Origin of the sequence: Pseudomonas entomophila (genome assembly GCF_029193575.1) — a bacterium.
In the GTDB taxonomy this organism is placed as follows: Bacteria; Pseudomonadota; Gammaproteobacteria; order Pseudomonadales; family Pseudomonadaceae; genus Aquipseudomonas; species Aquipseudomonas entomophila_G.
The window spans coordinates 424972-436960 of the sequence record NZ_JARGCS010000012.1; the positions used below are offsets into that span (position 1 = coordinate 424972).

The following is an 11989-nucleotide window of genomic DNA, read 5'->3' on the forward strand; positions in this document are numbered from 1 at the left end:
CAAGACAATGCATAACAAGAATCCCCAGTGGAAGAACAAGCATGAGCCACGACTACCCCAAGATCGCCCGCGAGATCCTGCAAAGCCTCGGCGGCAGCGATAACCTCGAGCAAGCTGCCCATTGCGTGACCCGTCTGCGCCTGTCCTTGAAAGACCCCAACCGGGTCGAGCGCGGTGCCTTGAACCAGGTCGACCTGGTCAAGGGCGCGTTCTTCAACGGTGGGCTGTTGCAAATCGTCATCGGCCCGGGCGAGGTGGAGCGGGTGTACGCCGCCCTGCGCCAGGAGACCGGCCTGGCGGCCTCGACCATCGCCGATGTGAAGAAGACCGGCGGCGACAAGGCCAACCCCATCCAGCGCCTGGTACGGGTGTTTTCCGATGTGTTCATGCCGATTCTGCCGGCGTTGATCATCGCCGGCCTGCTGATGGGCGTGAACAACCTGATGGGCGCCAAGGGCATGTTCATCGAGGGCAAAACCTTGCTGGAGGCCTACCCGGACCTCGACGGCTTGTGGAGCCTGATCAACCTGATGGCCAACACCTCGTTCGTGTTCCTGCCGGCGTTGGTCGGCTGGTCGGCGGCCAAGCGCTTCGGCGGCAGCGAGATCCTCGGTATCGTGCTCGGGCTGATGCTGGTCCACCCCGACCTGCTCAACGCCTGGAACTACGGCAAGGCGGTGGCCGGCCTCGACGGCCAGCACCTGCCGTACTTCGACATCCTCGGCTGGTTCCAGATCGAGAAGGTCGGTTACCAGGGGCAGATCCTGCCGATCCTGCTGGCGGCCTACGTCATGAGCGTGATCGAGAAATGGCTGCGCGCACGGGTGCCGAACGCCATCCAGTTGCTGGTCGTGCCGATCACCACCATCGTCGTCACCGGCGTGCTGGCCCTGGCGATCATCGGCCCGGTGACCCGCCACCTGGGCATCCTCATCACCGAAGGCGTGGTCACCCTGTTCGACCTCGCGCCAGTGCTTGGCGGCATGATCTTCGGCCTGCTGTACGCGCCGCTGGTGATCACCGGCATGCACCACATGTTCCTGGCCGTGGACCTGCAACTGATCGCCACCCATGGAGGCACGTTCATCTGGCCGATGATCGTCATGTCCAACCTGGCCCAGGGCAGTGCGGCGCTGGGGGTGTTCTACACCAGCCGCAACGCGCGTGACCGCAGCATGGCCTCGACCTCGGCGATTTCCGCCTACTTCGGTATCACGGAACCGGCGATGTTCGGCGTCAACCTGCGCTTCAAGTTCCCGTTCTACGCGGCGCTGCTGGGCTCGGCGCTGGGCAGCATCGTGCTGTCGCTGAACAAGGTGCAGGCCTCGGCCATCGGCGTGGGCGGGTTGCCCGGGTTCATCTCGATCATCCCCCAGCACATCCCGGTGTTCATCGTCGGCATGGCCGTGGCGCTGCTGGTGCCGTTCGTTCTGACCTGCGCGCTGAGCATGAAGATCGTCCGCCCCGGCTACCGCGTCGCCTGACCCCGCGCAGCCTCTCGTAACCCAAGCCAGGCCGGCGCCCACGGGCGCCGGCCCGGCCCACAACACCCCGAGGAATCCCCATGCAAGACTGGCAACACTCGGTGATCTACCAGATCTACCCGAAAAGCTTCCACAGCCACGCCGGCAATGCCACCGGCGACCTGCTGGGCGTGGTTGCCAAGCTCGACTACCTCAAGTGGCTGGGCGTCGAATACCTGTGGCTGACGCCGTTCCTGCGCTCGCCCCAGCGCGACAACGGCTACGACATCAGCGACTACTACGCCATCGACCCCAGCTACGGCAGCATGGCCGATTGCGAGTTGCTGATCGCCGAGGCCGGCAAGCGCGGCATCAAGCTGATGCTCGACATCGTGGTCAACCACACCTCAATCGAGCACGAATGGTTCCAGCAGGCGCGCAGCAGCCTCGACAACCCGTACCGCGACTTCTACATCTGGCGCGACCAGCCGAACAACTGGGAGTCCAAGTTCGGTGGCCCGGCCTGGGAGTACGAGGCGCAGACCGGCCAGTACTACCTGCACCTGTTCGACCACACCCAGGCCGACCTCAACTGGGACAACCCCCAGGTGCGCGCCGAGGTGTACAAGCTGATGCGCTTCTGGCGCGACAAGGGCGTGGGCGGTTTCCGCCTGGATGTGATCAACCTGATCTCCAAGCCCGCCGACTTCCCTGAAGACCACAGCGACGGTCGACGTTTCTACACCGACGGCCCGAACGTGCACGCCTACTTGCAGGAGATGCACCGCGAAGTCTTCGAAGGCCACGACCTGGTCAACGTCGGCGAGATGTCCTCCACCAGCCTGGAGCACTGCGTGCGCTATTCGTGCCCGGCGTCGAAGGAACTGTCGATGACCTTCAACTTCCACCACCTGAAGGTCGACTATCCGAACCTGCAGAAGTGGGTTAAGGCCGACTTCGACTTCCTCCAGCTCAAGCGCATCCTTTCCACCTGGCAGCAAGGCATGCAGGCCGGTGGCGGCTGGAACGCGTTGTTCTGGTGCAACCACGACCAGCCGCGGGTGGTCTCGCGCTTCGGCGACGACGGCGAGTACCGGGTGGTCTCGGCGAAGATGCTGGCCACCGCGCTGCACCTGCTGCAGGGCACGCCGTTCATCTACCAGGGCGAGGAACTGGGGATGACCAACCCCGGGTTCGACAGCATCGAGCAGTACCGCGACGTCGAGACCCTGAACATCTTCCGCCTCAAGCGCGACGCCGGCGAGCCCGAGGCGCAGAGCATGGCCGCGATCATGCAGAAGTCGCGCGACAACGGGCGCACGCCGATGCACTGGAGTGCCGGCCCCAATGCCGGTTTCAGCACGGGGGCGCCGTGGATCGGCGTGGCCGCCAATGCCGCGCAGATCAACGTCGAAAGCCAGCTGGAAGACCCCGACTCGGTGCTGCACCACTACCGTGCGCTGATCGCCCTGCGCCGCCGCGAGCCGCTGATCCAGCGCGGCGTGTACCGGCAATTACTGGAGGACCACCCACAGGTCTGGGCCTACCTGCGCGAGGGCCAGGGCGAACGCCTGCTGGTGCTCAACAACTTCTACGCCACGCCTTGCGAAGTCGTCTTGCCGGCGGGGCTGTTGGAGGAGGGCGGCGAGCAGCGCCTGCTGCTCAGCAACTACCCCGATTGCCCGCCGCGCACCGACACGGTTGCGCTGCGGCCCTACGAGTCCTTCGTGTTGCACCTGAAGGACTGACTGCGTGTTGTAGCCCCGTCCGGGAGGACGGGGTGCTGTGAACACATAATAAAAATGTCGGAGTGCTGCATGAGAAAAACAATAAAAGTGGGCGTTGTCGCGTCGTGCCTGGGTTTGCCGTTCGCGGCCCAGGCCCTGGAATTCGCCGGGTACCTGCGCAGTGGCGCGGGCACCTCCACGGGCAGTGGCCCGCAGCAGTGTTTCCAGTTGCCAGGGGCACCGACGAAATACCGCCTGGGCAACGAGTGCGAGCAGTACGCCGAACTCGAACTGCGCCAGGACCTGCTGACGTTCGACGACGGCTCGGTGCTGAGCGTCGACGCCATGGCCTCGCTGTACAACAAGTACGATCGCCAGCTGAAGTTCCAGGGCGAGGACCACGGTTCGGCGCGCATGCCGCAGATGTACGCGCAGTGGTCCAACCTGCCGAGCCTCAACGGCGGTTCGCTGTGGGCCGGGCGGCGCTACTACAAGCGTAACGACATCCATATCTCCGACTTCTACTACTGGAACCAGAGCGCCACTGGCGGCGGTATCGAGGACGTGAAGATCGGCGACCTGAGGTACAGCTACGCACTGTCGCGCAAGGACAACCTGTACCAGAAGGAATACGCCACCCGCCACGATTTCAACGTCGCCGGCTTCAAGACCAACCCCGATGGCGAGCTGGAGCTGGGCCTGAGCCTGATCGACAAGGCCGGTGGCCGCGATACCCACCGCGGCTGGGCGCTCACCGCGCAGCACGTGCAGAAGCCGTTCCTCGGCGGGCGCAACAAGTTCGCCCTGCAGTATGGCGAAGGGCCGGGTACGGGCCTGGGCTACACCGGCGACACCACCCTCGACGACAGCAGCAAGAGCTACCGCGTGGTGGAGTTCTTCGACTGGCAACTGACACCGCGTTTCGGCGGCCAATTCCAGGCCGTGTACCAGAAGGACACCCGTCCTGGCCGTCAGGACCAGGACTGGATTTCCCTCGGCGTGCGCCCGGCCTATGCCTTCACCGAGCAATTCAAGCTGGTGGCCGAGGTCGGCCATGACCAGATCGACGCCACGGGTGGCACGCGCAAGCTCAGCAAGTTCACCGTCGCCCCGACATGGTCGCCCAAGGGCCCCGAGTTCTGGGCGCGGCCGGAGATCCGCCTGTACTACACCTATGCGTCCTGGAACGAAGCGGCCAGGCGTGCGGCCAACGAACTGGCGGCGGGGTCGGCGTTGTCTGACACCGGCGCCTATGGCGACGCGCGGCACGGCTCGAACGTGGGCGTGCAGATCGAGTACTGGTGGAAGTGACTGGCCACCGCGATGATTTTCAATGAACCTGACGGCGCTATCGTCCCTGTGGGAGCGGGCTTGCCCCGCGATGGCGCCGCCACAATTCCCCGACAGCAGGTGACCCCATGACCCCATCCCAACCTCTGGAACTGCTGGCACCCTTGTCCGGGGTGCTGCTCACCCTGGACAAGGTGCCCGACCCAGTCTTCTCCAGCGGCCTGATCGGCGACGGCCTGTGCATCGATCCCACCTCGCAGATCCTCTGCGCGCCGTTGGCGGGCGTGGTCAGCAACATCCAGGACAGCGGCCACGCGGTGAGCGTGACCGATGACCAGGGTGTGCAGGTATTGATGCACATCGGTCTGGACACCGTGAACCTGGCGGGCAAGGGCTTCACCCGGCTGGTCGCCGAGGGCCAGCGGGTGGCGGTTGGCGAGCCGCTGATCAGCTTCGACGCCGACTATCTGGCGCTCAACGCCCGCAGCCTGCTGACGCTGGTGCTGGTGGTCAGCGGCGAGCCGTTCAGCGCCCTGGCGGCGGATGGCCAAGAGGTCGAGCGCGGCCAACCGTTGTTGCGGGTGACACCGCGCGAGGGGGGCGAGGTCGTCGAGGACGATGAAGGCGAGGCACTGTTCTCCAAACCGGTGAACCTGCCCAATGCCAACGGCCTGCATGCCCGCCCGGCGGCGGTGCTGGCCCAGGCGGCCAAGGGGTTCAAAGCGAGTATCTGCCTGCATCGGCGCACCGAAAGCGCCAACGCCAAGTCGCTGGTGGCGATCATGGCGTTGCAGACCGTGCAGGGCGATGCTGTGCAGGTGAGCGCCATCGGCGACGACGCCGAGGCGGCGATCGACGCCTTGGCGCGGCTGTTGGCCGAAGGCTGTGGCGAGGCGGTGGAAGGCCAGGTGGAGGTCGTCGAGGTACGGCCGGTCGAGGATGACGCGACGTTGTTGCGCGGTGTCTGTGCCTCACCCGGTTCGGCGTTCGGCCAGGTGGTGCAGGTGCGTGAGCCGGACTTGGCGATCGTCGAGCTCGGCGGCGACCCAGCCCATGAGCGCGCGACCCTGGAGCGCGCCCTGCAGCAGGCGCATGTAGCCCTGGACGCATTGCAGGTCAAGGCCCTGGGCGACGCTCAGGCGCAGATCTTCCGTGCCCATCAAGAACTGCTCGAAGACCCGACCCTGCTCGACCAGGCGCACGAACTGCTGGGCCAGGGCAAGAGCGCCGCCTTCGCCTGGCAGAGCGCCACCCAGGCCACTGGCGCGCTGTTCCAGGGGCTGGGCAGTGCGCTGCTGGCCGAGCGCGCGGCGGACCTGGCCGATGTTGGCCAGCGTGTGCTGAAGCTGATCCTTGGCGTCCAGGACCACGCCTGGGCGCTGCCTGAGCAGGCGATCCTGATCGCCGAGCAGTTGACCCCGTCGCAGACCGCCAGCCTGGACACCACCCAGGTGCTGGGCTTCGTCACCGTCGGCGGCGGCGCGACCAGCCATGTCGCCATTCTTGCCCGCGCACTCGGCCTGCCAGCCTTGTGCGGCGTGCCTGCGCAGGTGCTGGCACTGGCCGAGGGCCAAGCGGTGCTGCTCGACGCCGACCAGGGCGAGCTGCACCTGGCGCCGGACCCTGCGCTGGTCGAGCGCCTGCACGCCAGCCGCCAGCACCAGGTAGCGCGCCATGCCCTTGACCTGGAGCAGGCGCAGCGCGCGGCGGTCACCCGTGACGGGCACCATGTGGAGGTCACCGCCAACGTCGCCTCGCTGCAGGAAGTGGAACAGGCCCTGAGCCTGGGCGGCGAGGGCGTTGGCCTGCTGCGCTCGGAGTTCCTCTACCTGGACCGCAACCGCGCGCCCAGCCCCGAGGAGCAGGCCGAGACCTACAGTGCCATCGGTCGCGTGCTGGGCCGCCAGCGCAACCTGGTGGTGCGCACCCTCGACGTCGGTGGCGACAAGCCGCTGGCCTACGTGCCGATGGAGCACGAGGTCAACCCCTTCCTCGGCCTGCGCGGCATTCGCCTTTGCCTGGCGCGCCCGGCGCTGTTGCGCGAGCAGTTGCGCGCCATCCTCGCCAGCGCGGGCACGGCTCGCCTGCACATCATGTTGCCGATGGTCAGCCTGCTTTCCGAGCTGCGTGAGGCGCGGCGCATCCTCGAAGAAGAGGCCGCAGCGCTTGGCCTGGTCGAGCTGCCCAAGCTCGGCATCATGATCGAGGTGCCGTCCGCAGCGCTGATGGCGGACCTGTTCGCGCCGGAGGTGGACTTCTTCTCCATCGGCACCAACGACCTGACCCAGTACACCCTGGCCATGGACCGCGACCACCCGCGCCTGGCCAGCCAGGCCGACAGCCTGCACCCGGCGGTGCTGCGCCTGATCGCCAGCACGGTCAAGGCCGCCCATGCCCACGGCAAGTGGGTCGGGGTGTGTGGCGCGCTGGCCTCTGAGGCGCTGGCGGTGCCGGCGCTGCTGGGGTTGGGGGTGGACGAGCTGTCGGTCAGCGTGCCGTTGATCCCGACCATCAAGGCGCGGGTGCGTGAGTTGGACCTGCCCGGTTGCCAGCAGATTGCCCGGCAGGTGCTGGCGCTGGAGGAAGCCGCGCAGGTGCGCGAGGCCTTGCAGGCGTACCAGGCGGCCAATGTTGAAACCTCTCTGGTTGTGGAGCACTGAACATGTTCGAGAAATTGCAGCGGGCGTTCTGGAAGGCCCTGACCCCAGACCTGGTGGCCGAGGCATCCGCCGCGCCGGGCGGGTTGGCGCCGGCGGTGGTGGAAGCGCTGGGCGGTACCGGCAACCTCAAGGCGCAGCAACGGGTGGCGCTGACCCGGGTGCGGGTGCAGGTGGCGGACCCGGCGCGAGTGGACGAGGGCGCGTTGAAGGCTGCCGGGGTGCCTGGGGTCATGGTGCTGGAAGGTGGGGTGGTGCATCTGCTGGTGGGGCTGGGTTGACAGTCCCGGCCCTATCGCGGGGCAAGCACGGCGCCAGCAGTGCGCTGTAGGAGCAGGCTTGCCCCGCGATAGGGCTGCTATGGTCGACGGCCGTACTGCCCCGGCGGCGCCCCCACATACCGCGAAAACGCCACGCTGAAGGTGCTCGCCGAGCCATACCCGACCCGCTCCGCCACCTGCGCCACGCTCAACCCCCCTTCGCGCAGCAGCCCCTTGGCCCGCTCCATGCGCCAGGCCAGCAGGTATTCCATCGGCGCCACCCCCAGCGTGCGCCGGAAGCGCTCGAAGAACGCCGAGCGTGACAGTGCCGCCGCCTTAGCCATGCGCTCGACGCTCCACGGTTGCTCGATGCCCGCATGCACCTGGCGCAACGCCGGCGCCAGCCGCTCATCCCCCAACCCCCTGAGCAGCCCCGGCGGCGCCTCGGCCGTGGTCGCCGCGCGCATCGCCTCGACCAGCAGCAGGTCCACCAGCCGCGACAACATGAAGTCGCTGCCTGGCCGCTGCCCGGTGCATTCCTCGCGGACCATCCACACCAGTTGCGCCAGGCGCGATGAGCCCTGCACGTGCACCACGGTCGGCAGCAGCGAGGCCAGCAGCCCCGGCGCCAGGCCGTCGAACCGGAACGAGCCGCCCAATGCCCGCAGTTCGGCCTCGCCCTTGGCGTCGCCATAGCGCACCTCGGCCAGGCCGCCCGCCACCTGGTGCGGGTCCAGGTGCACGGCTGGGGCGGGTATCAGGCTGGAGAGGGTGAACGCGGGCGTGGTCGGCAGCAGGACGAAGTCGCCTGCGTTCAGCTGGCGCGTGGGCTCGCCGTCCACACTCAGCAGGCAATTGCCTTCGAGCATGATGCAGAAGCTCGGCTGGCCGTATTCGGAGTAGCGCACGGCCCAGTTGCCCTTGCCGCTGAGGATGTTGGCGAACACCGCGCTGGGGCGCAGGCGCTGGACGACTTCGCTGAGGGGGTCGCTCATGTTTGGACGATAGCCAATGAAATCAGGATTTTTGATGATCGTGCGTCCTGTGAGGCTCCTCTATCGTAGGCCATGAGTCAATTCCCCACTCGGAGACACCTATGAAGACGGTCCTCATCACCGGTTGTTCCTCTGGCTACGGCCTGGAAACCGCCCGCTACTTCCTCGACCAGGGTTGGCAGGTGATCGCCACCCTGCGCAGCCCGCGCGACGACCTGTTCGAACCACACCCCAACCTGCGCCTGCTGGCGCTGGACGTGACCCAGCCGGCGAGCATCGACGCCGCGCTGGCCGCTGCCGGGCCGATCGACGTGCTGGTGAACAACGCTGGCATCGGCCTGTTCGGTGCCTTCGAGGTCACGCCGATGGCCACCGTGCGCGACGTGTTCGAGACCAACACCTTCGGCGTCATGGCCTTGTGTCAGGCCGTGATCCCACAGTTCCGCGCGCGCCGCGCCGGTTGCATCGTCAACGTCACCTCCAGTGCCACACTGGCACCGTTCCCGCTAGTGGCCGCCTACACCGCGAGCAAGACCGCCATCGAAGGCTTCACGGCCTCGCTGGCCCATGAACTGGGCGCCTTCGACGTGCAGGTGAAGCTGGTGGAACCTGGCTACGGCCCATCGACCCGCTTCACCGCCAATGGCCAGCAGCGCATGCAGGGGCTGCTGCCACCGGCCTACCAGGCCTTCGCCGAGCAGGCCCTGGCGGGGATGATCGCCATCAAAGCGGTGACCCACCCGGGCGACGTGGCCAGGGAAGTGTGGCGCGCCGCTAATGACGTATCGGGGCAACTGCACTTTCCCGCAGGGGCGGATGCCCTGGCGTTGGCTCAACTGCGGTAGGCCACCCAACCCTTGAAGGTCAGGCCGCAATAGAACAGTTGCACGTCGGTGAAGCCGGCCGCCTCCAGCAAGGCCACATCCTGCTCGGGCGTGAGCACCGGCAGGCGCTCCTTCATCGTCGCGATGCTCTCGGCCAACTGCTTCGGTGCAGTGCCTGGGGCGTTGGCGAAGGTGGCGTTGCGCAGCAGCCAGCGGTCTTGTTCGCTGCCCTGGTTGGGGAAGCTGTGGTGCGCCACCACCAACGGCGCACCGGGTTTCAGGCGTCGGTGCAGTTCGCGCAGGGTGCGCAGGCGTTCGGCCTCGGGCAGGAAGTGCAGGGTCAGCAGGCAGGTGGCGGCGTCGAAGGGGCCGGCGTCGCCGCTGTCGATGTAGCCTTCGTGCAGGGTCACGCGGGTGGCCAGCGGGCCGAGCAGGGTGCGGGCCAGGTCGAGCATCTGTGCGGAGGGGTCGATGCCGAGCAGTTGCCAGCCTGGTTGCAAGGTGGCGAAGGCCTTGAGTTCCAGGCCGCCGCCGGCGCCGAGGACCAGGACCCGGGCGTTGTCGGGGGTGCGTTCGGCCATCAGCAGGCAGGCCATGCGATGCAGGTCGTGCAAGCCCGGGACGATGCGCTCGGTGCGCTGGAGGTAGTCCGCTACCTGGGCGGGGTCGGTGAAGGTCATGGCGGGGCTCCGGGGTCGGGGAGCTTTCATGGTACGGCACGTGTCAAGGGGCAAGCCCGCTCTGCGGGTTCGATGGGCTGTGCCGGTAGCGCTTGGCCTGAACAACACTTCACTTAATCTTTCTCAATTGCAGGTGTATCGTATTCGCCCTTCACCGCTGGCCCGCCCAGCAGCTTGATCGCGCGATAACGAGGTACCCGCACCGATGTCTTTCACCCGTCGACAAATGCTCAAGGGCCTCACTGGCCTCGTGGTGGTTGGCCTGGGCGCCGGGGGCGCGGCGCGCTACTGGCTGGGCAAGGTCGAAGACGAGCAGGCCGGCCACGACTATGAGCTGATCGCCGCCCCCCTGGACGTCGAGCTGGTGCCGGGGCACAACACCGAAGCCTGGGCGTTCGGGCCCACGGTGCCGGGCACCGAGCTGCGGGTGCGCCAAGGCACCTGGCTGCGGGTACGTTTCATCAACCACCTGCCAGTGGAAACCACCATCCACTGGCACGGCATCCGCCTGCCGCTGGAAATGGATGGCGTGCCCTACGTCTCGCAACTGCCGGTCAAGCCCGGCGAGTTCTTCGACTACAAGTTCCGCGTGCCCGACGCCGGCAGCTACTGGTACCACCCGCACGTCAGCAGCTCCGAGGAGCTGGGGCGTGGCCTGGTCGGCCCGCTGATCGTCGAGGAGCGTGAGCCCACCGGCTTCCAGCACGAACGCGTGCTGAGCCTGAAGACCTGGCACGTGGACGAGCAGGGCGGCTGGCTGCCGTTCAGCGTTCCCCGTGAAGCGGCGCGCAATGGCACCGTCGGGCGGCTAATCACCATCAACGGCCAGGCCGATGCGGTCACCGAACTGCCCGCCGGCCAGGTGGTGCGGGTGCGCCTACTGAACCTGGACAACACCTGGACCTACCGTCTCAACCTCAAGGGCAACTGCGAGGCGCGGGTCTACGCCCTCGACGGCAACCCCGTGACCCCGCGCCCGCTGGAGGACGAATACTGGCTTGGCCCTGGCATGCGCATCTGCCTGGCCATCCGCATTCCCGAGGCGGGTGAGGAGATCTCCCTGCGCGACGGCTTCGTGCGCCTGGGCACCCTGCGCGCAGTGGCCAGCAACGACGCCCCCGGCGACTGGCCCAAGGCCCTGCCGGCAAACCCCATCGCCGAGCCCGACCTGGAGAAGGCCGAGAAGCTGAACTTCAATTTCGAATGGGCCGGCAAGGTCTCGGTCAACACGGAGAATGGCAAGCCACCGACCCTCTGGCAGATCAACGGGCAAGCCTGGGACATCACCGACAAGACGTGCGCCGACCGCCCCATCGCCACCTTGAAGCAGGGCAACAGCTACATCTTCGAGTTGAAGAACATGACCCAGTACCAGCACCCGATCCACCTGCACGGCATGAGTTTCAAGGTGATCGCCTCCAATCGCCGCAAGATCGTCGAACCGTGGTTCACCGACACCTACCTGCTGGGCAAGAACGAGCGCGCCCAAGTGGCGTTGGTGGCGGATAACCCCGGCACCTGGATGTTCCACTGCCACGTGATCGACCATATGGAAACCGGCCTGATGGCCGCGATCGCGGTGGTCTGATGCGGCCGAAGATCATCGATCGCAGTCGCGACCAGGCGTTCATGCAACTGGCGTTGGCGCTGGCCGCCGAAGGTGCGGCCCTGGGCGAGGTGCCGGTGGGGGCGGTGGTGGTGCAGCATGGGCAGGTGATCGGCCGCGGCTTCAACCGACCGATCCTCGACAGCGACCCCAGCGCCCATGCCGAGATGGTCGCCATCCGCGATGCGGCGAAGGCGGCGAGCAACTACCGGTTGCCGGGCAGCACCCTGTACGTGACCCTGGAGCCGTGCAGCATGTGCGCCGGGTTGATCGTGCATTCGCGGATCGAGCGGGTGGTGTATGGGGCGCTGGAGCCCAAGGCAGGGGTGGTGCAGAGCCAGGGGCAGTTCTTTGCCCAGGGGTTCTTGAACCATCGTGTGCTGTATGAGGGCGGGGTGCTGGCGAATGAGTGCGGGCAGATATTGAGCGAGTTCTTCAAGGCCCGGCGCGCCAAGGGCTGAGCTGGAAACTGTGGTGGCAGGGCTGG

10 protein-coding genes are annotated in these 11989 nt (G+C 66.9%); 8 read left to right on the forward strand and 2 right to left on the reverse strand.

Going from position 1 to position 11989, the window contains the following annotated elements; all coding sequences use genetic code 11:
* Nucleotides 1–41: 41 nt before the first annotated feature.
* The 5 genes from treP to P0Y43_RS06705 all read left to right on the forward strand — a co-directional run bounded on the left by treP (nucleotide 42) and on the right by P0Y43_RS06705 (nucleotide 7418).
* Nucleotides 42–1484 (forward strand): PTS system trehalose-specific EIIBC component, encoded by a 1443-nt coding sequence (treP, locus tag P0Y43_RS06685; protein ID WP_275636503.1) that lies wholly within the window; start codon nucleotides 42–44, stop codon nucleotides 1482–1484.
* A gap of 80 nt (nucleotides 1485–1564) precedes the next feature.
* Complete coding sequence (treC, locus tag P0Y43_RS06690; RefSeq protein ID WP_275636504.1) at nucleotides 1565–3211, forward strand: alpha,alpha-phosphotrehalase; 1647 nt, start codon at nucleotides 1565–1567, stop codon at nucleotides 3209–3211.
* Nucleotides 3212–3280: 69 nt separating this feature from the next.
* On the forward strand, nucleotides 3281–4501 hold the full coding sequence (locus tag P0Y43_RS06695) for a maltoporin (RefSeq protein ID WP_275636505.1): 1221 nt from the start codon (nucleotides 3281–3283) through the stop codon (nucleotides 4499–4501).
* Nucleotides 4502–4608: 107 nt separating this feature from the next.
* Entirely contained in the window at nucleotides 4609–7140 is a 2532-nt protein-coding gene (gene ptsP / locus P0Y43_RS06700) for a phosphoenolpyruvate--protein phosphotransferase (RefSeq protein WP_275636506.1), read from the forward strand.
* A gap of 2 nt (nucleotides 7141–7142) precedes the next feature.
* Nucleotides 7143–7418 (forward strand): PTS transporter subunit EIIB, encoded by a 276-nt coding sequence (locus P0Y43_RS06705; RefSeq protein WP_275636507.1) that lies wholly within the window; start codon nucleotides 7143–7145, stop codon nucleotides 7416–7418.
* A gap of 77 nt (nucleotides 7419–7495) precedes the next feature.
* Here P0Y43_RS06705 and P0Y43_RS06710 read toward each other — a convergent pair whose 3' ends face one another.
* Nucleotides 7496–8392, reverse strand: a complete 897-nt coding sequence (locus P0Y43_RS06710; RefSeq protein ID WP_275636508.1) for an AraC family transcriptional regulator — start codon at nucleotides 8390–8392, stop codon at nucleotides 7496–7498.
* A 101-nt stretch (nucleotides 8393–8493) separates the two neighbouring features.
* Here P0Y43_RS06710 and P0Y43_RS06715 point away from each other — a divergent pair, with 101 nt between their 5' ends.
* Nucleotides 8494–9237 (forward strand): SDR family oxidoreductase, encoded by a 744-nt coding sequence (locus P0Y43_RS06715; protein ID WP_275636509.1) that lies wholly within the window; start codon nucleotides 8494–8496, stop codon nucleotides 9235–9237.
* On the opposite strand, the gene P0Y43_RS06720 is transcribed toward P0Y43_RS06715, so the two are convergent.
* Nucleotides 9225–9896: a class I SAM-dependent methyltransferase gene (locus P0Y43_RS06720; protein WP_275636510.1), complete on the reverse strand. Its 672-nt coding sequence runs from the start codon at nucleotides 9894–9896 to the stop codon at nucleotides 9225–9227. The two genes, P0Y43_RS06715 and P0Y43_RS06720, sit on opposite strands and share 13 nt — an antisense overlap.
* A 205-nt stretch (nucleotides 9897–10101) precedes the next feature.
* Here P0Y43_RS06720 and P0Y43_RS06725 point away from each other — a divergent pair, with 205 nt between their 5' ends.
* Nucleotides 10102–11484, forward strand: a complete 1383-nt coding sequence (locus P0Y43_RS06725) for a multicopper oxidase family protein (protein WP_275636511.1) — start codon at nucleotides 10102–10104, stop codon at nucleotides 11482–11484.
* A complete protein-coding gene (gene tadA / locus P0Y43_RS06730) occupies nucleotides 11484–11963 on the forward strand; it encodes a tRNA adenosine(34) deaminase TadA (protein WP_275636512.1) in 480 nt (159 codons plus the stop codon). The genes P0Y43_RS06725 and tadA overlap by 1 nt, the downstream gene beginning before the upstream one ends.
* The last annotated feature ends 26 nt before the right edge of the window (nucleotides 11964–11989 follow it).